The sequence below is a fragment of the Mucilaginibacter pedocola genome (assembly GCF_002013915.1).
GTDB classification, from domain to species: domain Bacteria; phylum Bacteroidota; class Bacteroidia; order Sphingobacteriales; family Sphingobacteriaceae; genus Mucilaginibacter; species Mucilaginibacter pedocola.
Genome location: NZ_MBTF01000012.1, coordinates 317,571 through 340,872 on the forward strand (window position 1 = coordinate 317,571; position 23,302 = coordinate 340,872).

General features: G+C 46.5%; 22 protein-coding genes. 7 read left to right on the forward strand and 15 right to left on the reverse strand.

What is annotated here, in order from left to right; all coding sequences use genetic code 11:
- Positions 1–44 precede the first annotated feature (44 nt).
- A complete protein-coding gene (locus tag BC343_RS13740; RefSeq protein ID WP_078348366.1) occupies positions 45–1,655 on the forward strand; it encodes a hypothetical protein in 1,611 nt (536 codons plus the stop codon).
- A gap of 123 nt (positions 1,656–1,778) precedes the next feature.
- On the forward strand, positions 1,779–3,218 hold the full coding sequence (locus BC343_RS13745; protein ID WP_078348367.1) for a DUF5723 family protein: 1,440 nt from the start codon (positions 1,779–1,781) through the stop codon (positions 3,216–3,218).
- On the opposite strand, the gene tsaB is transcribed toward BC343_RS13745, so the two are convergent.
- From tsaB to rpmH, 4 genes are all read right to left on the reverse strand, one after another.
- On the reverse strand, positions 3,215–3,889 hold the full coding sequence (gene tsaB / locus BC343_RS13750; RefSeq protein WP_078348368.1) for a tRNA (adenosine(37)-N6)-threonylcarbamoyltransferase complex dimerization subunit type 1 TsaB: 675 nt from the start codon (positions 3,887–3,889) through the stop codon (positions 3,215–3,217). The genes BC343_RS13745 and tsaB overlap by 4 nt on opposite strands.
- Positions 3,890–4,024: 135 nt before the next feature.
- Positions 4,025–4,264 (reverse strand): membrane protein insertion efficiency factor YidD, encoded by a 240-nt coding sequence (gene yidD / locus BC343_RS13755; RefSeq protein ID WP_078348369.1) that lies wholly within the window; start codon positions 4,262–4,264, stop codon positions 4,025–4,027.
- Positions 4,264–4,647 carry a ribonuclease P protein component gene (locus BC343_RS13760; RefSeq protein WP_078348370.1) on the reverse strand — a complete coding sequence of 128 codons (384 nt, stop codon included), beginning with the start codon at positions 4,645–4,647 and terminating at the stop codon, positions 4,264–4,266. The genes yidD and BC343_RS13760 overlap by 1 nt, the downstream gene beginning before the upstream one ends.
- A 76-nt stretch (positions 4,648–4,723) precedes the next feature.
- Positions 4,724–4,882 carry a 50S ribosomal protein L34 gene (rpmH, locus tag BC343_RS13765; protein ID WP_078348371.1) on the reverse strand — a complete coding sequence of 53 codons (159 nt, stop codon included), beginning with the start codon at positions 4,880–4,882 and terminating at the stop codon, positions 4,724–4,726.
- Between the two features lie 142 nt (positions 4,883–5,024).
- Here rpmH and BC343_RS13770 point away from each other — a divergent pair, with 142 nt between their 5' ends.
- Complete coding sequence (locus tag BC343_RS13770; RefSeq protein ID WP_078348372.1) at positions 5,025–5,897, forward strand: ChaN family lipoprotein; 873 nt, start codon at positions 5,025–5,027, stop codon at positions 5,895–5,897.
- On the opposite strand, the gene BC343_RS13775 is transcribed toward BC343_RS13770, so the two are convergent.
- The 4 genes from BC343_RS13775 to mscL are packed head-to-tail and all read right to left on the reverse strand — an operon-like array spanning position 5,884 to position 7,342.
- The gene (locus BC343_RS13775) at positions 5,884–6,204 is read right to left on the reverse strand and encodes a hypothetical protein (protein ID WP_078348373.1); all 321 of its coding nucleotides are present in this window, start codon (positions 6,202–6,204) and stop codon (positions 5,884–5,886) included. The genes BC343_RS13770 and BC343_RS13775 overlap by 14 nt on opposite strands.
- Entirely contained in the window at positions 6,204–6,548 is a 345-nt protein-coding gene (locus BC343_RS13780) for an MmcQ/YjbR family DNA-binding protein (RefSeq protein WP_078348374.1), read from the reverse strand. The genes BC343_RS13775 and BC343_RS13780 overlap by 1 nt, the downstream gene beginning before the upstream one ends.
- Before the next feature lie 5 nt (positions 6,549–6,553).
- Positions 6,554–6,928, reverse strand: a complete 375-nt coding sequence (locus BC343_RS13785; RefSeq protein ID WP_078348375.1) for a hypothetical protein — start codon at positions 6,926–6,928, stop codon at positions 6,554–6,556.
- Between the two features lie 3 nt (positions 6,929–6,931).
- The gene (gene mscL, locus BC343_RS13790) at positions 6,932–7,342 is read right to left on the reverse strand and encodes a large-conductance mechanosensitive channel protein MscL (RefSeq protein WP_078348376.1); all 411 of its coding nucleotides are present in this window, start codon (positions 7,340–7,342) and stop codon (positions 6,932–6,934) included.
- 154 nt (positions 7,343–7,496) lie between these two features.
- Here mscL and rpoN point away from each other — a divergent pair, with 154 nt between their 5' ends.
- Positions 7,497–8,972: an RNA polymerase factor sigma-54 gene (gene rpoN / locus BC343_RS13795; protein ID WP_078348377.1), complete on the forward strand. Its 1,476-nt coding sequence runs from the start codon at positions 7,497–7,499 to the stop codon at positions 8,970–8,972.
- A 163-nt stretch (positions 8,973–9,135) separates the two neighbouring features.
- Here the strand turns inward: rpoN and BC343_RS13800 are convergent, their stop codons facing one another.
- From BC343_RS13800 to BC343_RS13810, 3 genes are all read right to left on the reverse strand, one after another.
- Positions 9,136–10,152, reverse strand: a complete 1,017-nt coding sequence (locus tag BC343_RS13800; RefSeq protein ID WP_078348378.1) for a PorP/SprF family type IX secretion system membrane protein — start codon at positions 10,150–10,152, stop codon at positions 9,136–9,138.
- Positions 10,149–13,550 carry a gliding motility-associated C-terminal domain-containing protein gene (locus tag BC343_RS13805; protein WP_078348379.1) on the reverse strand — a complete coding sequence of 1,134 codons (3,402 nt, stop codon included), beginning with the start codon at positions 13,548–13,550 and terminating at the stop codon, positions 10,149–10,151. Before BC343_RS13805 ends, BC343_RS13800 begins: the two co-directional genes overlap by 4 nt.
- 238 nt (positions 13,551–13,788) lie before the next feature.
- Positions 13,789–14,493, reverse strand: coding sequence for an NUDIX hydrolase (locus tag BC343_RS13810; protein WP_078348380.1), 705 nt, complete (start codon positions 14,491–14,493; stop codon positions 13,789–13,791).
- Positions 14,494–14,648: 155 nt separating this feature from the next.
- Here BC343_RS13810 and BC343_RS13815 point away from each other — a divergent pair, with 155 nt between their 5' ends.
- From BC343_RS13815 to BC343_RS13825, 3 genes are read left to right on the forward strand one after another with little or no spacing between them, the layout of a single operon-like run.
- On the forward strand, positions 14,649–15,341 hold the full coding sequence (locus BC343_RS13815; protein ID WP_078348626.1) for an ABC transporter ATP-binding protein: 693 nt from the start codon (positions 14,649–14,651) through the stop codon (positions 15,339–15,341).
- Complete coding sequence (locus BC343_RS13820; RefSeq protein ID WP_078348381.1) at positions 15,342–17,894, forward strand: ABC transporter permease; 2,553 nt, start codon at positions 15,342–15,344, stop codon at positions 17,892–17,894.
- A gap of 8 nt (positions 17,895–17,902) precedes the next feature.
- A complete protein-coding gene (locus BC343_RS13825) occupies positions 17,903–18,586 on the forward strand; it encodes an arylesterase (RefSeq protein WP_078348382.1) in 684 nt (227 codons plus the stop codon).
- Between the two features lie 84 nt (positions 18,587–18,670).
- Here the strand turns inward: BC343_RS13825 and fucP are convergent, their stop codons facing one another.
- Genes fucP through BC343_RS13845 form a run of 4 tightly spaced genes read right to left on the reverse strand, consistent with a single transcriptional unit; the run spans position 18,671 to position 23,253 of the window.
- Positions 18,671–19,951 carry an L-fucose:H+ symporter permease gene (gene fucP / locus BC343_RS13830; protein WP_078348383.1) on the reverse strand — a complete coding sequence of 427 codons (1,281 nt, stop codon included), beginning with the start codon at positions 19,949–19,951 and terminating at the stop codon, positions 18,671–18,673.
- Between the two features lie 47 nt (positions 19,952–19,998).
- The gene (locus BC343_RS13835) at positions 19,999–21,228 is read right to left on the reverse strand and encodes a DUF6786 family protein (protein ID WP_078348384.1); all 1,230 of its coding nucleotides are present in this window, start codon (positions 21,226–21,228) and stop codon (positions 19,999–20,001) included.
- Entirely contained in the window at positions 21,225–22,088 is an 864-nt protein-coding gene (locus tag BC343_RS13840; protein WP_078348385.1) for a fumarylacetoacetate hydrolase family protein, read from the reverse strand. Before BC343_RS13840 ends, BC343_RS13835 begins: the two co-directional genes overlap by 4 nt.
- Before the next feature lies 1 nt (position 22,089).
- The gene (locus BC343_RS13845) at positions 22,090–23,253 is read right to left on the reverse strand and encodes a glycoside hydrolase family 172 protein (RefSeq protein WP_078348386.1); all 1,164 of its coding nucleotides are present in this window, start codon (positions 23,251–23,253) and stop codon (positions 22,090–22,092) included.
- Positions 23,254–23,302 lie beyond the last annotated feature (49 nt).

The window sequence follows — 23,302 nt, forward strand, 5'->3', positions numbered from 1 at the left end:
TTATTGTGGTACAGTAAAATTCTAAATTGCGGCCGCAAAGCTTAATGAAAAAACTCATTCTATTTACACTGGTATTGGTTGCAGCCTTAGGGTTTATAACGGTTAAGTATTTTAAAAGCTTAACCACATCCGGCGTGCATGCTGGTAATATTATGCGCACCATACCCGATAGTGCAGTGGCCGTTTTTGAGTTTAGTAACGATAAAGGCTTTTACGAAATATTTACCGATAACACCCTACTGGGCAGCCTTATTGGCGAAAAACAATTAAGCCAGTTAGATACCGTGCGCAAGGTTTTATTTAGTAACCCGGCCTTACAGCGCTTTTTTGATGCGAGCAACATTTTCATCTCGCTGCACCCATCGGCAATTGGTGGCCCGGGCTTGCTGCTTACTGCCGCCGCCGCAAAGGATTTCGACGTTAATACCTTTGATGACCTTGCCAAGCAAAAGCAAACCGGGATGCTCATCACATCCTTCACTATCGACGAGAAGAAAGGCTTCACGGTATATTTCACTGCGCTTAAAAAACGCTTTTACCTGGTAAATACCGATGAGAACATCTTTTCGGCAAGTTTTTCTAAAGACCTGGTGGTAAAAGCGGCGCTATACAAGAACGATAAAGAGAACGACACCTTTAAGCCCCTGCCCGATCAGCAGAACTTAAACTCGCTGGCCAACCTGTATATTAATTACGAGGAGTTAACGCCCCTGTTCGATAAACTATTCCGCACTAAAAACCACGACTTGTTCAAAAGCTTTCGTCTGCTCCCTGCAACTGCCGGGCTGAACTTGAATTATAAAACCGATGCTCTGATGTTTAATGGTTACACCAACATCAGGCGCGATAAGCCCGCCAGCTATTTAAACCTTTTTGCCACGCAAGCCCCGGTAGAAAACAACCTGAAGGAGATATTCCCATCTACCACATCGTACTCCATGAGCATGGCCGTATCAGACCCGGCAAAGTTCCTGTCCGACCTGATTACCTTTCATGAAAAGGCAGGGCTTAAAACAGAAAGAGACACTGCATTTGCACGCGTAAAAAAAGAAACAGGGATAGACCTGCGCAGCGAACTAAAACAAGCCCTTAGTAACGAATTTGCTGTAGTAACCACCCGCTACCGCGAACGCTTTGCCATTATTACAATAAAAGATGGAGCCAAATTACGCCCCGCTATGGTGAACATCAGCACCATGGTGAATGATGATATGGGCCAATTTAACTACAACAAGCTACCCTACTTTTTATTGGGCGATGCCTTCAACTCCTTTAGGCGCCCCTATTTCCGCATTATGGATAACTACCTGGTGTTGGCCAACAGCGTGAAAGAGCTGGATAGCTTTGCCGATAGTTACCTGAACCGAAAATTCATTAACAAAACCGAGCAATACAGCCATTTTGATAACCTTACCGGCGAGCGCAGCAACGTTACCTTTTTTATCAACTTCCGCAACTCGCGGATGATATTGCAAAACGATCTGAAAGAGAACGTTTGGGAAGCTTACAAAAGCAACGAGCTTTCGCCCGAAAACTTCTACGGTGCTTCGTACCAGCTTACTGCTACCGACAATAATTTTTACACCAACTTTTGCATGCTGCGCAATGCTGCCGATAGCACTAACCTTTCTTCAACGGTTAAAAATGTACCTTAAGCGCAACTAAAAAACACTTTTTCCGTTAAAAGGCAGTATAATTTGGAGTAGTTTACAGCTAAATCAAATTGGAGTTATATATTTAAGGGCGGCAAACGGCCAGCATAGATACGGCGAGATTTTATGAAGAGAATTTTACTGGTTTTTTCACTGATACTATTTACCATCCACTGTTTTGGCCAACAATATTCGCAGTACAATACCGGTACCCTTTACGACTCGTTTGAAAACCCTTCGAGGGCTTCTTTCACGCCCGACTCGAGCCGTAAATACGCCTTCAACTTTTTCTTACCAAACTTTTCTGTAAACTCGTTTTTAACAGGCAACTCGCAGGTACCATTAAAATCGAGAGCATTTTTGGGTTATTACACTATGGATAACCTAAAGTTTGGCGAGAACAAGTTTAACCGTGTAAACTTTAATGCCAATTACTACGCCATCATGTTCAAAATATTCAGTAATCTGGATGGCAACACCGAGATGGGGATATCGGCACAAGTTAAAACGGAGCTACGCGGATTATTTTCAGACGAATCTATCGCTCTGTTTAATGGCCCAACCGCTTTTGAGAACGACCACTACCAAAATATTTTTAACAACAGTGCTATCTATCAGGCCTACCACCAGGTTAGCTTTACCTACCGCGAAAAAATAAACCGACAACTTGCAGTTGGCTTTAAACTTAGCGCACTGATGGGTATACGTTACCAAAAAATAGACATCGCTACATCGGCTTTAGATATTGACAGGCTTAACGACCAGGCCTTCCTTACTATGACGGGGCGCTACAAAATGAATTATATACCCGGCAGCTTTACCACGCACGATTACCTGCCAACCTTCCGCAACCCGGGTGCGGCAATAGGCTTAGGTGTATCATTTAAAACCCGCGATGCTTTTAACCTGCAATTTAACTTAAAAGACCTTGGTTTTATACACTGGAGCAACCGTTCGTACAATTACAATTTCGCATCGATGGATACCATCCCGCAGTTTTCTACGGGACGCCGCGAAAATAACATATACGATGCTGCCAAAAATGTAGCTAAAACCAACGAAACCCGCGGTGGTTTTATAACGCCTACCAACTCGAGGTTTGAGGCAAGTGCCAACAAAACCTTCTGGCTCGATTACGGTAACCAATTCCGTTACTCGCCAACACTGGTGCTATCTAAAGAAGTATTTTTTGATGGTTTTACGGCAGCCCTGGTAAACCCTATTACCAAAGGCAATTACACGCTTAGCCTTACAACGGCCTATAATAACTATAAATTACTCAGCGTGGGCGGGCAGTTTATGATAAAAACGCCTAATGCAGAGTTTTTTGTAGGTAGCGAAAGAATAATACCTACCACAAGGCTTGCCATGGCATCGCTCAGGAACCAAAGCCAGATAAATAAAAACCCCTCGTATACGAGCGCGGACTTGTTTTTGGGGGTAGCATTTAAGTTTGGGCCACTTATAGAGCATCCGCTGAATGCAAGCTACGTACCAACCGAACAAAAGCGTGGTTTTATATCGCGCATATGGCGCCGCATATTCGGCCGCGACGAAGACTATTAAGCCTTCTTAGTGCCAACAATAAAATCTTTCAAATAATAGGGTTCAAAGTAAGCAACATCTACAATATCTTGTTGCTCAAATTTAGCGGCGGCAATTGCCGTAAGGTGCCTTGCCGAGTTGGCAAAGCCATCTAAGAAATATGCATTGGCATTATGCCCCAGCGCCTGGCGGCATTTGGCGGCACCATCGCCAAAAAACAATATTCTATTATCCGTCAAAATATCGGCAAAGCTATTTTCATCAATAATTTCGGCGGCGGTTGGCTTTATAGCATTGCCTCCGGCATCAAATACCGCGGTAAACACCTCCATGCGGCGGGCATCTATCATGGGGCATAACAGCATTGCCGCGTCATCCTGCTCAACACCGGCTGCCATAGCGGCTAAGGTATCAACAGCTATCAGTGGCTTCTCCAGCGCATAGCACAGGCCTTTTGCGGTAGATACACCTATACGTAAGCCCGTGTATGAACCAGGCCCGCAGCTCACAGCAACGGCATCAATATCGGCATAAGCCAAATTCAGTTCAGCTAAAAGCTCGCCTATGTAAACGGTTATTACTTCGGCGTGTATATTACGCTGGTCTATCTCTTTAAAATCCAACACCGCGCCATTACGCGCAATGGCTACCGAACACGATGTTGTTGCTGTTTCTATTTGTAGGATGGTCATGATTGGTGAGTAGTTGCCTGGTGAGTAGAGAATAGTTGCAAAATTCGATAATAATATAGCGGGCAAAAATAAGCAGTGGGTAAGTAATACGCAATATAAAACCACTCACTACCCTCCATTCACCACTAACCAGCCCTAAGGAACAGGATCATGCCCGTGGCCTCCCCAGGGGTTGCAGCGGGCTATGCGTTTAACGGTAAGCCAGCCGCCTTTAAACGGCCCGTATTTGCGTATAGCCTCTGCCCCGTATTGCGAGCAGGTGGGCGTGTACCGGCAAGATGCACCCAGCATTGGCGATAACAGGTATTGGTATAGCTTTATCAGCAGCAAAAACAAACTGCCTATCAGCCGCTTTAGTCCGTTCCACAAAAACATTATTTGGTGGCCTCCCCTGCCAACTGGTTCAAAAGCTTCTGCATCTTTTTTTCGATGAAGGCGTAGTCGGCCAGTTCTTTACCAATGTAACCAATAGAAAGCAAAATGCGCTTATCGGCACCGGTAAGTTGCTGGTAAAGTAAGGTTTGTTTGTTTAAGCGGTAAGCTTCGCGCATGAGGCGCTTAAGCAGGTTACGGTCGACAGCGCGCTTATAGCGTTTTTTACCAACCGAAAATAATACCTGCACAGGATAGGCTTGCTCTGCGGGTGCGAGCTGCCATGACACCCTGAATGGGTAACATAAAAAAGAAGAACCGCTATGAAAAAGGCCATCAATAAACCTTTTGTTACATAACCGTTCTTCTTTTTTAAAAGTATGCATAGTTGTTAGCGCCGAACCAAATTTAAACTAATAACAGGCTCAGCCCCTTATCTGATAAGGAGAAACAACCGGTATATCAAGCTTTGTGGCTGCGCTCGTCAGATACAGTTAATCTTTTGCGGCCTTTGGCTCTTCTTGCTGCTAATACGCGTCTGCCGTTAGCAGATGACATGCGCTCACGGAAACCGTGTTTATTTTTCCTTTTCCTTTGTGAGGGCTGAAATGTTCTTTTCATGGCTCTATTTTATATTTTTATTCTAATCTGTCGTTCCAAAAAACAAGAGTGCAAATGTAGGGTATTTTTTAGTTTTTTCAAATATAAATGTTGTAATTTGATAACGCGTATTTATCAACATATTAACACACCTGCTTAAACTATGAAATTTGCCGCCGCATTGCTTCTATTGCTGTTCCCCTTAGTTGCTTTTTGCCAGGACCCTATGGCCGCCCACTACAAAATATACAATACCGCAAAAAAAGCACCCGCTACTTTAGACGATGTAGTGGCCGATATGGCCAGAAACGACGTATTATTTTTTGGCGAAGAGCATAACGACAGCACCGGGCATTATTTAGAAGCTTTGGTATTTAAAAAGTTGGCAGAGAAATATCCCGGCAAACTGGCCCTCTCGATGGAGATGTTCCAAACCGATTGCCAAACGGTGATGAACGAATACCTTGGTGGTTTCATCCGCGAGAAGAACTTAATTACCGAAGGCCGCGCCTGGAAGAATTACAAAGATTACCGCGCCATGGTTGATGCCGCTAAGGATGCGCACCTGCCCGTTATTGCAGCCAACGCCCCCACCCGCTACACCAACCTAACTACCCGCGCCGGGCTGCCCGAATTGCAAAAGCTTGATGCAATGGCCAAAAGCTGGCTGCCTCCGTTGCCTATTGATACCGCTACCGGGCGCTATTACGATAAGTTTGGCGAAATAATGGGCGGGCACGGTGGGCCTATGCACGTTTACCAATCGCAAAACCTGTGGGATGCTGCCATGGGCTACAGCATTGCTAAATTTTACAAGGCTAATAAAGGCACCAAAATATTCCAGGTGAATGGCGGTTTCCATAGCGAAGAAAAGCTGGGAACTTTTGCACAATTACAAAAATATGCGCCGGGCATAAAAGCTATTAACATACAGGCCTACGCCGATGACAGTTTTGATAACCCCAACTGGGAAAAGTTTGCCACGTTTGGCGATTACATTATCCTAACCGACCCCAAGCTGCCTAAAACATTTTAATGCTACCTGTGCGTTTGCTGCGTACGGCAATGGCATTGGCAATAAAAAATACAGCACTTACAAAGCAGGCAACCAGTAGCAGCACCAGCTCTATAACATCGTTACCGAAGTAGAGTTGGATGGCTGTATTATCGCTAACATAATCGGCCAGGTAAAAGGCGGCTATCGAATAAATAAAAGTAAACAGAAGGTAAACAGGGACCAGCAAGTACATAAACGGGCGCTTTACCCCTACCAATACTTTACGAAAGAGCAGCGATAACACCAAAAAGGCAATAAACAGCAATACTACATACAGGTCGGCCATTATTCGTCGAAGGTTATAAGTGCCGCATATTTTTTAGGTGCTACCTCGCAGTAAGCTACTTTTAATATCTCGGTACACATTTCGGGTAAAACAGTTTGCAAATTCAGGTGCGTCCAGCCCAGTTTGCCCCATTTATTTGGTACGGGGTAAACCATGTTGGCATCGGCAAGGCAAAACAGGCACTGATCGGTAGGCGAAAGTTTTACTGTAGCGCGATGATGCTCCGCTACCATGGTTGCAAATATCTTGCCACCTATCCTGAATGATGTTTTATCAAAGTGCGGCTCTTCTGTTACGTGAGGTAGCGAGAGCGTAAACTGCCTGAACGTATCTGTGCCTATCATTGGTTTTATCGCATAATGTTTACACCCTGATGCCTAAAACCTATCACTTTCATAAAAGAGGGTGCATCGTTATTGGTTAACCTTCGCAATATCACGGTATCTCCTTTAGGAACCCATTTTGCATCAAATACGATATCTAATTGATGTTTACTACCCTGGTAATTGTAACTCAATAAAGTATGCGGTATAGGTTGCCGCCCCGTAGGCTCCTCATACACCGAATCGATATTGCAATAAACCGAAACTCCATCAACTGCCAACTTATGGCCTACTTGCTTCTCGTTATACTGTGTGCAAAAATATATCGCAATACCTATCACTACCCCAAGAATTCCATAGGTGTAAAACATCGCCTTTTCGTCCTCGCGGCTGTAGTACATAGCTTATTTCTTCGCTGCCAGCAAATCCCTTATCTCGGTAAGCAATACCTGCTCTTTAGATGGCGCAGGCGGTGCCGATGGTGCAACTTCTTCTTTCTTCTTCATGGCGTTGATAGCTTTTACCACAACAAATATGCAGAAAGCAATAATCAGGAACTGAATTACGGCATTAATAAACAGCCCGTAGTGTATGGCCACTTCGGCAACTTTTGTGGCTTCGTTGGCGGGGGTAAGCACTATTTTTTTATCGGCAAAATCTACACCGCCGGTGATGTAGCCTATTGGCGGCATAATAACGTCTGACACTAAAGAGGTTACAATTTTACCAAATGCAGCGCCAATGATAACACCCACGGCCAAATCAACCACGTTGCCTTTTACGGCAAACTCTTTAAATTCTTTTACAAATCCCATAATGCTTAAAGTTTATTGTGATTTAAAGTTATTAATATTTCATAATTGCCCGCAAACAAAATAGCCGAAAAAGCATTTACAACTTTACATCATTCAGCTATAACTAATTTCATAACTCGGGCTATTTGATGTATTTTTGCGCTCGTCTTAACTTATGCTTAAACAGAACCTTCAACAGAAACTTTTACAAAAGCTATCGCCGCAGCAAATTCAATTTATAAAATTGCTGCAGGTGCCTACCGTATCGCTTGATACGCGCATAAAAGAAGAACTGGAAGAAAACCCCGCCCTCGAAGATATCAGCTTAACCAACTTAAACGAACCTGAAGAACAATACCCCGACCGCGACCCTGACGACGATTACAACAGTGGCGACGAGGAACGCGGCGAAGCCGATGAGTTTAACATTGACGATTACCTGCAGGAAGATAACGTAAACGACTACGGATCGCGCTATGACCAAAACGGTGACGACGAAGACGACCGTAAAGAAATACCTATTGCCGTGCAAAGCTCGTTCTTCGAGAGCCTGCAGGCGCAGCTGGACCTGTTACCACTATCAGACAAAGACTTTGCCATTGGCCGCCAGATAATAGGCAGCCTTGATGATGACGGCTACCTGCGCCGCCCTGTGATGAATATTACCGACGACCTTGCCTTTTCGCAAAACGTAATGGCCGAAGACGAGGAAGTAGAAGATATGCTGAAGGTGATTCAAACCTTCGACCCGGCCGGTGTTGGCGCACGCAGCCTGCAGGAATGCCTGCTGATACAGCTACGCAAAAAAGATGCTACCGACCCCATCATCAAAAAAGCGATAATGGTGGTTGAAGATTACCTTGACGAATTTACCCGCAAGCATTACGATAAACTGGAGCGCTCGCTGAATATGAATTCCACCGAATTGCGTGCGGTAGTGAACGAAATATTGAAGCTTAACCCAAAACCCGGCGATAGCAACGAAGTAAGCACCAAGCAAATGCAGGTGATACCCGATTTCCATATCACCAATAACGATGGGGTATTGATACTGACCCTAAACTCTAAAAACGCGCCCGAGCTGAAAGTTAGCCGCAGCTACCAGGAGATGTTTCAGCATTACGAGAAGGCATCGCAAAAAGATAAAAAGCTGAAAGAGGCCGTACAATTCGTAAAACAAAAGCTCGATTCGGCCAAATGGTTTATTGATGCTATTAAGCAACGCCAGCAAACCCTGCTGAAAACCATGAACGCCATAATGCAGTACCAGTACGATTTCTTTTTAACCGGCGACGATAAGAACCTGAAGCCGATGATCTTAAAAGATATTGCCGACCGCATTGGTATGGATATCTCCACCGTATCGCGCGTGGCCAACTCCAAATACGTACAAACAGAGCACGGCACCTTCCTGCTGAAATCGTTCTTCAGCGAAGCCATCCAAACCGAAAGCGGCGAAGAGGTATCAAACAAAGAAGTAAAAAAGATACTGGAAGAGCACATTGGCAAAGAAGACAAACGCCACCCCCTCGCCGACGAAAAACTTACCGAAATACTAAAAGATGCCGGCTACAACATTGCCCGCCGCACCGTTGCCAAATACCGCGAACAAATGAATATCCCGGTTGCGAGGTTGAGGAAAGAACTTTAGTGGTTAGCCCCCTCCGCCCCCTGAAGGGGGAACCTTTGATTAGGATTGCGGAATACACAATATGTATAAACAAAAATGCCCGGTAGTTTACACTGCCGGGCATTTTTGTTATAATTTTCAAAAGTTCCCCCTTCAGGGGGCGGAGGGGGCTCGGGGCTCGGGCCTAAAACCCATGCATCGGGCTCTTCAGGTTATACCTGTTATTGAGAAGTATCCCCAATACTATCTCGTGTGAACCATTGCTTACAGTGCGAAGGGCTGATGTAGATACATCGTAAGAGTAGCCTACGTTTACTACGCTGCTGAGGTTAAGGCCCACCAATACGGCGTACGAATCATCTTTACGGAACGAACCGCCGAACCAGAACCTATCGCGGAAGGATAATTTCATATTGATATCGAAACTTACCGGCGCAGGCTCAATAAATTTCAGCAGGGCCGATGGCAGCAGGGTAACATCATCAGACAGGAAAACCTTAACACCGCCGGTTACAAAATAATGCGGTACGGTTTTGCTTTGGTTGGCGGTATTACCTGTGGTGATGTACAGGTTATTCGGCAATATTTGCGCTGCCGATACCCCGAAATAGTAGTTAGACGAATATGCCCAGATACCAACGCCCAAATCGGGTTTCCATTGGCTGTTGTTAATGTTATTCAACGCAGGGTCGTTACTGTTCTCCAGCGTTATCATATCGGTATTGAGGTTGATATGGCTCAACCCTGCCGATACACCTACCGCGAGGTTAAGTTTGCTGGTTAAACCCAGGTGATATGCATAAGATGCATCAAGATTGGTTTGGGTAATGGGGCCTGCCTTGTCGGATACTACCATAAAGCCAATACCATGGTGCGGTTCGGCAGCGCGGTATTCCTGCGTGTAAAGCCTGCTCGATGGGTTTTCGCCGCCCGATGCCGGGAAGGCCGTAGCATCGCCCTGTAAAAAGGCTTCGCCAAGCGGCGCGTTAATACTAAAGTAGCTGGTTACCGGTGCGCCCTGCAGGCCGGTCCACTGGCTGCGGTAGCCCAGTTTAGCATCGGTATAATTTTCTATACCTGTTACCGCGGGGTTAAGCAGGTAATTGTTAAAAACATATTGCGTATACTGAGGGCGTTGTTGCGCCATAGCACCTCGTACACCCAACGAGAGCAATACCAATAAAAGTAAATTTTTCTTCATCTGATAATCGTGACACTTCCCGAAACCACCTTGCGGCCATTCCTGGGGTTTATTATATAATAGTAAGTTCCTGCAGGTAAATTAACGCCCTTATAGGTCCCATCCCAGGGGGTGCCATATCCAACAGACGAATATACCCTTTCTCCGTATCGGTTATACACGTTTACGGTGTTTCCGGGGTAGCTGTTTAAATATTTGATGGTCCAGGTATCGTTAACGCCGTCGCCGTTTGGTGTAAAGGTATTCATTACGCCCAAATTTTTCAGCACACTTATAAAAATTTCGTCTTTTGCGCTGCATCCATCGCTGCTGACTACTGTTAAAGTATAATTAATATCTTCCACGGCCGAGCAAACCGGGTTTAAAACGTCATCGTGGTCTAAGCCCGTCGCGGGTGTCCATTTATAAGTTAAGTTATTACCGCTGGCTTTCGCCTTCAGCAGCACCGAGCCGCCCTCCAGTAAACCGGTGTTCTCCCCTGCGTCAACCGTAGGCACGGGGTATACCGTAACATCCTGGCCGGTAGTATAACTACAGCCGCGTGTTGTGGTAAACGTATAATTTATGGTAAAAGTACCTGCGCCCGCAACTTTAGGGTCAAACATGCCGTTGGCGCTTACGCCCTTTCCGCTAAACACGCCGGTGCCTGTATAACCATTATTGTTGGCCGTTAATTGCACCGGTTGTTCGTTACCGCAAATGCCGTTTAATTGTGCCATTTGTACAATTGGGTTGGCGTTTACAGTGATATCCTGCTCGGTAATATCCACGCAGCTCTCGCCCGAGTAAGCTTCCATACGCACGCGGTAAGTTTTATTGGCAGGGCTGTTAAACAAGGGGTATGCGTGGTTATAAGTACGGCTGGCGGGGATATTGGGCCGCGTGAAAGTTTCTGCAACCGTGCGGTCGCCATTATAATCGTAATACCAAACAATTTTGGTAAAGCTGCCAAAATCAAGTGTGGATTGTTCTTTAAATATTACAGGCGCGCTGCTGCAAAGGGCGTCCTTGTTTTCCACCGCAAAAATGGCTTTAGGCTGTGCGCCGTTCACGGTAAACTTTTGCGTTTTAAAAGCAGGACAACCATTTGCCGATGTTACCATCAACGTAACTGTATATTCGGCAGCAACGGTGTAGCGGTGCCGCGGGTTTTGTTCGGTGGAGGTATTGGGGTTTGCCGCGTTGGCATTAGCATCGCCAAAATTCCACTGGTAGGTAAAGCCGCTTTCGGTGTTATCGTCAATAGTGCTTTTATCGTTAAATTTTGCGGCATCGCTAATACAAACATCGGGCAGTGTAAAATCTGCAACGGGAGCCGCGCCTATGTTAATGTTTTTTTCTGCGGTTGTGCTAATGCATCCTTTATCGGTGGTAAGCGTTAGTTTAATAGTGTAATTGCCTTTGGCTGCATAAAGGTGTGTAAAGGGCAACTTATCGGTACGGGTAACCGTGCTGCCGTCGCCAAGATCGTAATCCCATTTCACAATTGTGCCATCGCCCGGGGTCGATGCATCTTTTATAGTAACTTCTGCCCCTGCGCACAATGGCGGCGGCACATTAAATATAGCCACAGGCGGAACGGATATGTGTATTGTTATGGGAGCCGATACATTAGCGCACTCGTTTACGTTTTGCGTGGTAAGCACTACGTGGTAATCGCCGGGCTGCTCGTAAGTATGTTCGGGGTTTTGCAGCGGGCTGGTTTTACCATCGCCAAAATCCCATAGCCAGGTTTTTATTTCGCTCCCTTTGGCATCGGTTTCGTCTTTAAATTTCACGGGCTCGCTCAGGCAGTTGCCAATGTAGCTAAACTTAGCGTTGGGGTAATCGGTAATACTAAAATCGAAATCAATATCGGTAGTAGCGCCGCATACATCGCCAAGCGGGTTTATTACGGTGGCAGTTACGCTGTAGTCGCCTGTGGTAAATTTTACCGTTTTGTAATAATCGTAATTGTACAGGGTTTTCCCATCTTTCACAACTGTTGACGACACCGCGGGGTTATTATCGGTTACAACCGGAGTACCATCTTTAAAATCCCACGCTATACTTGTGGTTTGGTACGGCAGGGTAACCTGCAGCTTATACTCCACATCGCGACAGCCGTTTACTTTAACGGTATTGGCATCGGTGCCGCCATTTTCGTGCAGGGCTATATACTGGTTGAGGTTTTTTAGGCTGGCGCCGGCTGCGTAACCATATGATTCGTGATCGCCAAAGCCATACGCAATAGCATTAAAACCATCAGCCGCCTTTATATTATGTGCACCGCTCGATACATTTATTTGAGCGTAAGCGTAGGTTGGATCGCCTGCCAGTTGTGTAAAGTTGGTATAAGGCACCCCATCTAACTGAAAGGTATTTTTATACTGATCTTTGATAACTACATTAATGTATTGGCGCGAAATACCGTAGTAAGGGCTCGAGTAAAGGGTTACATGGTCAAGCGTTTGTTCTGTTGGCGTTAGGTATATCATCTCCGGGTCGCCAACGTCGGTTTCGTCGGTTATGCAATTTCCTAATTGCTGGCCCTGCGAAACCGCATACTGCACCACCTGTATAGGCTTATCGGCAGTAATTATATTGGGCTGGTTTGATGACATTTGAAAGTAATAGTTTCCACGCAGGGTTACGTAGGTTTCTTCGCCGTTTACTGTAAAGCGGGTATTATCATCACTCAATATAACCCGTATAACATCGTAATTGCGGTTTTTAAGGGGCACGGTAATATATTTTTTACCCCATGACGAAGTGGGGTAAACCTGCTGAAAAAGATTATCGGATGTAAAACCTGCATCTATACAGCCAATGCCAATTTTTGAACTGCCCGAAAACACGGCAATGCGCTTACAATCGCCATTGCTGCTTTTGGTGCGGATGATGGTATTGGTAAGGTCGGCAAGAGAAAGCCCCTGGTAAACTTCGCCTTTTTTTAGTGTAAGAGTTATGGTTTTACCTGCTTGTTCGCCGTTTGCCAGGTCGGCTGTAGGTATTATTTCAACTTCCGTATTATCTTCGGTAGCAATAACCATAAACGCAGATTGCGAATGCACGTTTGCATCGTCGGAATTTGATTTCTGGTTATAATTAATGGAGTAATAGTTTTTGCCCAAAGCATTAACCGGCAATAAAAGCGTTGCGCCCGATACACTGCTGGCATAAATATGCCCGTAAACGGCCACATTTTTTTGCGCTGTAATATGAATGCCTTTGTTAAATGTACCCTGTGTAGTTAAAAATGCGCTTCGTGGTATGGCAACCTGCGTAACCTGGTTGGCCGTAACGGTAAACGTTTTAGAAAAGCTACCATCAGCCACCTCTACTTTACCGGTAGTATTTGCACTGCCGGTTATATAAAGGCTCATTTCGCTAAGCCCGGCGGTTTCCATGTGGGTCATGTAAGCCGTCCAAAACTCCTTCCCCTGGTTTGATTGAGCAAAGCACGTGCTACTAATTAAAAAGAATGCTAAAACTGCACTTAGGGCCCTTAACCTGTTCAACTTAATTAGTATTTGCAATTAGTATAAATTAACAAACAGGATGATGCGGGGTAATATCAAACTATTTATACGTTCAGTTTAGGCACCTACAAAGTAGTATACGCCTTATTGGTGGGGTAAATATATTGTTTTAGCATCAAAAAAACTTATCGGGATTTGGCACCAGGTTTAAAAACTTCTCGAAATTTTCGCGGTAGTGCGATTGATCGAGCTTGTAGTAAAAAGCGCCTTTTTTTGATGATTGCTTATCCTTTTCGTCCAGCTTAACCAGCAGCCCCGTTGATAGCAGTTTGCGGCTGAAGTTACGGTCGTCAAATTCGGTTTGGTAAACGCCTTCGTACAGGGACTGCAATTGCGGCACAGTAAATTTGCCCGGCAGTAACTGAAACAATATGGGGTGAAGCGCAGCCTTATAGCGTAATTCTTTTAGGGCTATCTTCACCATATCGGCATGGTCGAATATCATCTCGGGCATATTATCCAGCGGGAACCACTCAGGGCTGAACTCGCCTGTTAATTGCTCTTCATACTGGTGGATGTCTATCAGTGCAAAGTAAGCTACCGAGAGAGTGCGTTCTACAGGGTCGCGGTCGGGTTTGCCGAACACCATAAATTGGTCCATGTACACGTTCTTCAAGCCGGTACGTTCTTCCAATACGCGGGTGGCGGCATCTTCGGGGCTTTCGGAAGGGGCTATAAAACCGCCCATCAGGCTCCATTTGCCCAACTCGGGCGCCAAATCGCGCTTTACCAGTAACAATTTTACGTTTGCGCCATCAAAACCAAATATGATACAGTCTACAGCTACCAGTATACGGTGCTGCCCGGAATATTCGTGCATACGAGAGTATAATTAGTTTACAATTGTAATTATAATATCGGCACTATGCCAAAAAGTGCAGAAATGTAATGGCTTTGTAAGTAAACACATTAGCCCCGCACAAATTTGATAATACTTTGATATTTACATTAACACAGCAAAATACACATAAAAATTTGGAAACCATATTAAACATAGCCAACCTTAATAAAACTTATAAAAGTGCCGGCCGAACGCTTACTGTTTTAGATGATATAAACTTTGCTATTGGTGCCGGCTCTACCAATGCCATTGTAGGCCCATCGGGCAGCGGCAAAACTACTTTACTCGGGCTTTGCGCGGGGTTGGACAGCGCCACATCGGGCATCGTGGAACTGAGCGGCGTAAACTTTGGCGGCCTGAGCGAAGACAAACGCGCGCAGGTGCGTAACCAATATGTTGGATTTATATTCCAGAACTTCCAACTACTCCCAACTCTAACTGCGCTGGAAAATGTAATGGTACCGCTGGAACTCAGGGGCGAAAAAAATATAAAACCCCGCGCTTTAGACCTGCTGGACAAGGTGGGCCTGGCCAGCCGCGGGCACCACTACCCTGCCCAGCTATCGGGCGGAGAGCAGCAAAGGGTATCATTGGCAAGGGCGTTCTCCAATTCACCAAAAATATTATTTGCCGATGAACCTACCGGTAATTTGGATGCCGAAACCAGCGAGAAGGTAGTAAAACTCATTTTCGACCTGAATAAAGATGCAGGCACTACCCTGGTATTGGTAACACACGATTTGGAACTGGCAGCCAAAACCCAACGCATTTTGCGCATAAAAGGCGGCAAACTGGTATCCGACGAATTAACAGCAAAAGCGGTATAAATGGACAGTATAAATTATAACCGCAAAATAAACTTTAGCTGGCTGTTTAAAATGGCGCTGCGCGATAGCCGCCGAAACCGCGCCAGGCTGCTGCTGTTTATCTCGTCTATTGTGTTCGGGATAGCGGCGCTGGTGGCCATCTACTCGTTCAAATACAATATCCAAAACGATATTAACAGTCAGGCAGCAACCCTTATTGGTGCCGACCTGAGCATTACCGGCAATAAAGAACCTGATAAAAAGTTGCAAAACCTGCTCGATTCGCTTGGCGAGAACCGCTCGCAGGAACGCAGTTTTGCCTCGATGATATACTTCACCCGCACGCAGGGTACGCGTTTGGTGAATATTAAAGCTTTGGATGGTGCCTTCCCCTACTACGGCAGTTTAGAAACTACGCCCGTGCAGGCAGGTACCGATTTCAAAAGCGGTAAATATGCTTTGGTTGATAAAACCCTGATGCTGCAATTTGCCGCCAAAGTGGGCGATTCGATTAAGGTGGGTAATGCTACCTTCGCAATAGCAGGTATTTTGAACAAAGCGCCGGGGCAAACGGGTTTATCGGCAGGCATTGCCCCTATCGTATATATTCCTTTTAAGTATCTTGATGATACTAAACTGATTGGCATGGGGAGCCGCATCAACTACGCTTATTACTACAAGTTTAAGCCGGGTTTTGATGTAGAAAAGCTCGCCAAAAAAATAGAACCAACTTTAGATAAGGCAGATTACGGTTACGATACAGTGGAAGGCCGTAAAGAGAACACCGGCCGCTCTTTTGGCGACTTGTCTCGGTTCCTATCGCTTGTAGGCTTTATTGCCTTGCTGTTGGGCTGTGTGGGTGTGGCAAGTGCCATCAATATTTACATCCGCGAAAAAATTGCTTCTATAGCCATTATGCGCTGCATGGGCGTAAAGGCCTCCGAGGCTTTCCTGATATACCTCATCCAGATAACCGGCATCGGGCTTATCGGCTCACTGGCGGGTGCGGCGTTGGGTACATCTATCCAGCATTTGCTGCCTTTTGTGCTGAAGGATTTTTTGCCGATAGAAATTTCGGTGCAGATATCGTGGGTGGCCATTTGGCAGGGCATTGGGCTGGGTGTTATTATTTCGGTGCTGTTCGCGCTACTGCCGCTCATCAATATCCGTAATATATCGCCACTGAATACCCTGCGCATGTCGTACGAGGAAACGGCCACCAAACGCGACCCGTTCCGTTGGCTGGTGTACTTGCTGGTGGTGTGCTTTGTAGTTTGCTTTGCCTATTTGCAACTGGAAGATTGGGTTGGCGCTGCTGTATTCACCGTAGGTATTTTGGTAGCCTTCCTGATACTAACCTCCATCGCCTGGCTGCTGATACGTTTTACCCGTCTGTTGATCATGAGCGGCTGGAGTTACATTTGGCGGCAGGGTTTTGCCAACCTGTACAGGCCCAATAACCAAACCATTATCCTAACAGTATCTATCGGGCTGAGCACTGCTTTCATCGCTACCTTGTTCCTCATTCAGCAATTATTGATCGCACAGGTATCACTATCGGCAAGCGGCAACCAAAGCAATATGATATTGTTCGATATACAAACCGCGCAGGAAAAACCGCTGGCAGAACTTACCCGCAAACAGGGGCTGCCCATATTATCGCAGGTGCCCATCATAACCATGCGCTTAGAAAAAGTGAACGGCAAAACCGCCGCCGATGCTAAAAAAGATACCACCCTGCGCATATCGCCCCGTGCCTACGCCTGGGAGTACCGCGTTACCTACCGCGATTCGCTTACCGATTCGGAACAGATAACCGATGGTAAATTCATAGGTAAAGCAGAGCCGGGTAAGGATATCCCGATATCGGCCGAATCGCGTTTTGCGCAGCGTATTAACGCCAAGGTGGGCGATAAACTGGTATTTAACGTACAGGGCGTAATGATGAACACCTACGTAAGCAGCATCCGCAAGGTGAACTGGAACAAGGTGCAAACCAACTTCCAGGTATTGTTCCCGGCTGGTGTGTTGGAGGAAGCGCCGCAGTTTCACGTGTTGCTTACACATGTCCCCTCACAAACGGTATCGGCAGCTTACCAGCAGGCGGTAGTTAAACAATTCCCTAACATCTCTATTATCGACCTCGGTTTGGTGCTGACCGTGCTGGACGAACTGCTGGATAAAATAGGCTATGTGATCAAATTCATGAGCGGTTTCAGTATCATTACGGGCATCATCGTGCTGATATCGTCGATACGCATCAGTAAATACCAACGCATACAGGAGAGTGTACTACTGCGTACTTTAGGCGGCAGCCGCAGGCAGATATTCTCTATAACCGCGTTAGAGTATTTATTCCTCGGCGCGCTTTCGGCATTAACCGGTATCGTAATAGCCGTTGCAGCAAGTTGGTTACTGGCGACCTATCAGTTCGAGATGCCGTACAAAGTAAACCTATGGCCGGTAGCAGGTATATTTGGCGCTATTACAGCCTTAACTGTTGTCATCGGCCTACTGAACAGCCGTGGCATTTTAAACAAACCACCGTTGGAGGTGTTACGTTCAAACGCATAATTTAAAACATGAAACATTCTTTTAAGATATTACCTGTAGCTGTCCTTACGCTTTTTTTAGCGGCCTGCGGCGGAGATAAAAAACCGGACCAAAAAGATACTACTGCAACAGCAGCATCTGCCGAAACCGCCAAACCAAAAAAGATCATATTATTCTTTGGCGATAGCTTAACGGCGGGTTATGGTTTAGATGATGCCACACAGGCTTTCCCCGGCGTGGTGCAGGCAAAAATAGATTCGGCAAAACTGCCTTACACCGTAGTGAACGGTGGCCTAAGCGGCGAAACGTCAGCAGGCGGCCTAAGCCGTATAGACTGGCTATTGAAACAGCAACCCTTCGACATATTTGTACTTGAACTTGGCGCGAACGACGGCCTACGAGGCCTCCCCCCAGCCTCTACAGAAAAGAACCTCCAAGGTATTATCGACAAGGTAAAAGCCAAATACCCCCAAGCCAAACTGGTGCTGCTGGGCATGCAGGTACCTACCAATATGGGAGCCGATTATTCTACCGATTTTAAAAACGTATTCCCAAAGCTGGCGGATAAAAATAAAATGACACTAGTCCCTTTCCTGCTGCAAGGCGTAGGCGGCGTGCGCAAACTTAACCAGGCAGATGGAATACACCCCACCGAGGAAGGTGCTAAAATTGTTGGGGCTAATGTGTGGAAGGAATTGGAGGGAATATTGTAGTTGATTTTTTAACCGCAAAGGCCGCAGAGTGTTTTCACTTTGCGGCCTTCGGTTTTTCTTTGCGCAATTGCGGTAAAATATAAATTAGTGTCCACCAACCATCTCCACCGTCTTAACTTTCAAATTCCTTAACGCGAACCAAAGGATAGCTACAAAGCTTATACCTGGTACAATATAGGCCATTTGGATATTGGTCATGTCCGACACGCGGCCCATTATTGGCGGCATAATGGCGCCACCAACTATACCCATAATTACCAGCGACGACCCCAGTTTTTTCTTTGGCGCATCCAGATCGCGGATGCTGAGCGAGAATATGGTTGGGAACATGATAGACATAAAAAACAGCACGGCCATTAGTACATAAACCAGCCATGCACCGTGCAGCGTAACCGCCGCAGCAATAAGCCCTATATTGATAATGGCATAAGTAACCAAAAGCTTTACCGGGTTAAATACCAGCATTAATGCCGTGCCCGATAAGCGGCCAAACATAAACAGTAGCAGTGCTACGCTTAACAATTCTGCTGCGGTATGTTCGCCAAAGCCGGCCACATGTTCGCTGTAGCGGATGAAGAAGCTGGTTACACAAGCCTGGCCACCTACGTAGAAAAACTCGGCCAACACGCCCGACATCAGGTGCTTATCTTTTATCAAAACTTTAATTCGCCCCAGCAATGGTTTATTTTCGGCCGCGCGTACTTCTGCAGACTCTTCGTGTATTTCGGGGAAGGCCGTGCGCCATACAAATATGGCAACTAACAATACCACAACACTTATAACCACAAAGGGCAGTTTTACTGAAGATGCCTCGTGGTTTAAATAGGCATTGAGTTGCTCGGGCGGCATGGCCTTTTCCTGCGCATCGGTTAACACGGTGCCCGATAGTATGAATGTTTTACCAATGAAGGGTGCCAACGCGGCCGCAAGCCCGTTAAAGGTTTGCGCCATATTGATACGCACGGTAGCGCTGCTTGGGTCGCCAATTAAGGTGATGAGCGGGTTGGCGGCTGTCTCCAAAAAAGCCATCCCCGAAAACACCACAAATAAAGCGCCCAGGAAGTAAGCATAATTACGCGCATCAGCAGCAGGGTAAAATAATATTGCACCGACCGAGAAAAGCAGCAAACCAAACACAATGCCACCCTTATAGCCGTATTTCTTCATGAATAAGGCCGCGGGGATAGGAAAAATGAAGTAAGCTACATACGATGCCGAATCTATTAATGAGGATTGAAAATCGCTGAGCTGGCAGGCCTTTTTAAGGTGCGGTATAAGTATCGGGTTGAGGTTCAGGGCAAATCCCCATAAAAAAAACAGGGAAGTTATAAGCGCTACTGCTATGGCGTTGCTATTTTTTTGCATTTTTTCGGTTTAAATGTAAAAGGGCAAAATTGGTGGCACAATATATATCATTTAAAGGCAGCTTGTATATCATCCAGCGAAATTGCCAATATCTTAAAAGAAATTGCGTTTAACGCTGAACGGCTACCAGTGAAATGGTACACCGTGTGGTTATGCACCAACTTTTCGCCCGGCTTTAAAAACGCGGCAGGCGATACGCTTTCCAACTCGTAAAAAGGACCCATTTGGGTGCCATTTGCTAAAGGGCCGTCGTTGTACGCATTCACAGCATCGCCAACAAAAGGTGGCTTATCAGTACGCCATTCCTGGTTCAGGTAGGTTTCGTTAGGATGCACATCAAAGGTGGTTATGGTGAGCACATTGTTTTGCGCATCGTAGCTACCGGCCACGCCTTTTGTGCGTACGGGCGGCATGCCCAATTTCCCACGCGATTTCCCATCGGCCTTAAATAATAAAATGCCTTTATCAAATTTCACCCGGTCGGGAGGTATCTGCCCAAAGTAATTGGTGGTTGCTACATTGCCCGCAGCTTTCTCGTTGTAAGGAATAACTATAACCGTTTTATCAGATGGGGTAAGCATATCCAAATTCCACAAGCATGGTGCACCGGTAGTTTTGTCCCAGGCTTTATCGCCAGTATTTGTAATAGCGTTTTGCGTGGTAAAGGCTACTGTTTTCACATCGCTGCCCAATGTTATCGCCAATTCTTTTTGCGCATCTTCGCTGTTTAGTATCTTTATGCGCCTGGCTAATTTTATCTTCAGGGGCGTGTTGGCATAGTTGAGCATTTCGGTAGTTTTCTCTAAAGTTGCCTCCCCGCCATTTGCCGAAACCAACTTCCATGCTTGGTTATCAATAGCCGGCGGCGTATGCCAGTTATCGAACTCCATTTTAGTACCGGGCTTAAAGTACAGTGAGAAAGGCCCGCCCTCCGGCCCCAGCCACAGCCTGTCTTCGCCGCCATAGGCATTCATGTGTTCATCGGGCTTACCGTCAAAAGCCTTGTAGTTTATCCAGCCGAAACTTTTGCCTGTATCGCCGTCAGCCGTTGAAGTAAATACTTTACCCTGATACTTTGGCGAAACAATGACCCTCGAGTTACCTGCCGACAATATCACCAAACTATCGCGCGAGCTTAAGAACACACTATCATATCCAAAGGTACCTTTGGCGAAATTGGCTGTATCGGTAGCGGCGGCCTGCTGTTTTGAGGCATTCTGTCCGCAAGAGTAAACGGCCAATGCAGGTATCAAACCCAATAAACATATTCTTTTCATGCCCGCTGATGTTTGGGGTTCAGATTAATGGTATTCACCATCGTACCAATATGGTCAATGCTCATCTCTACCACATCGCCGGCCTGCAGGGTGAAAGTTGGCGGCGGCACCAGGCAAGTGCCCGTCATTAAATAACACCCTACCGGGAAATCCAATTCGCGGTAAAGGAAACCGCTAAGTTCGGTAAGTGACCGTTTGATGCGCGATACCGTGGTTTCATCTTCAAAAGCCACCTCGCCGTTACGGATTATCTTCATCCTGATAGCAGCTTCTTTATCGATAGGTTGCTCACTCACGAATAGGCATGGGCCAAGGGCGGCACTTTTTTCATATATTTTGGCTTGCGGCAGGTACAGGGCGTTCTCCCCTTCTATACTGCGCGAGCTCATATCGTTACCAATGGTATAGCCTTGTATGTTTCCGTTCGAGTTAATAAACAAGGCCAGTTCGGGCTCGGGTACATCCCATGTAGAATCGGTACGGATATAAACCTCCTTTAAATGCCCCGACACGCGCGCGGCTGTAGATTTAAAGAACAGCTCGGGCCGTTCGGCATCGTAAACCTTATCGTACAAACTGGCCCCACCCGATTCCTGTGATTCTTCCATCCTTGCATCACGGCTTTGCAGATAGGTTACACCAGCGGCCCAAACCTCCTGCGTGCCTATGGGCGGCAGAATATTTTCGGCGCTCAGCCAATCGTTTTTCTCGGCTTCGCTAAGCGGTTTCCTGGTGATGAGGCTTGCCAGGTAGCTCTCCAGCCAGTCGTTATTTACAATAGTGTCCCAATCGCCTTTAACTTTAAAAAATCCATCGGTTGTTTGCAGCAGGTTGCCTTTTTTGGTTTTGTAGAGTTTCATATTAGTTTATCTCGAGGTCGTCTTTTGAGGGGAATTTAGGGAAAGCACCGTGCTCGCCGGTTTGGTACCAAAACACTACCGATGCAAGGTCGTCCTGCAGGGGCAAATACCTGCCACCACTGCGCCAGCCCAATGCCTGCAGGGTTACGCGCAGGTTCTTTTCAAAACGTATTGGGTCGGCAATGTGCCACCGGTACAGGCCAAAGCGCTGGGCAATGTTGTAGTGCCCATCGCCCCGTATCACTTGCGGCAGGCCGGTGTATGGGCCGCTAAATTCGGTATACTCGGTACCCTCACTCCCATCGGGGCGTTTACGGCGGGTGTCAAAATCATACGATCCGCAAAAATAATCTTCGGTGCCGGTTCCAATAATGGTGGGGTATTTGGTATCGCCATCCATAAAAAATTTGATCTCGCCTTCGCCCCACCAACCGTTCTTGTTAGATCCATACGCCAAATAGGTACCCACGTATTGGCCCTTGCCCTGTATGCTATCAACCAGTACATAATCTTTTTTATATGGCAGCGGGTTTATACGGCGGAACTGCGCATGGAAGTACCCCGCATCATCGGGCACCTTGGTTAGCGTATAATCTACCTGGTAATACAGTACCATATCCTCGTCGTCAATGTTCTCCATAGTAATGCGGCATTTTTTACGGAAAGGCATAGGCCAGTAGCAGTTAAAAGCACTGCCGGGGTTCACCACCACGGCCAGCGAGGTAACGGGCGCGTATTTTCCCCAACCATTACAAAAGAAATCGCCCACGGGTGCTTCTACCGATGGTGTAGTTTCATCGTCCCAATAAAAGCGGATAATGGAGTAGCGCCAGTTGCCGGTGGGTGTCATCCAAATGTGCTGGATGGCGCCGGGGCCGTCTATCTCGGCAACGGTATAAGTTGTATGCTTTTTGATGACCACACTGGGGCTCACCTTCCAGGTGGGGCCCAAATCGCGCGAGGGGCCGGCACCTGTGCCCGTAGTGGCCATACCGCCCTTTCCTTTTTCACCTTTAAAATTCTCGGGACTGATGGAGCGGCTGATGGCATCTGAAGTGCGGAAGATGTTACCCATATTATTGTTTAACCCATCGTACTTTTGCTGCGCGCGTGCAGTTAGGGCAAGGAGGCAAAGCATCCCCGCAAAAAACAATTGCTTCTTCATGGTTGTGGTTTATAGGAACTGCAATGTAGTAAATAGTTTGTAGTTTGCA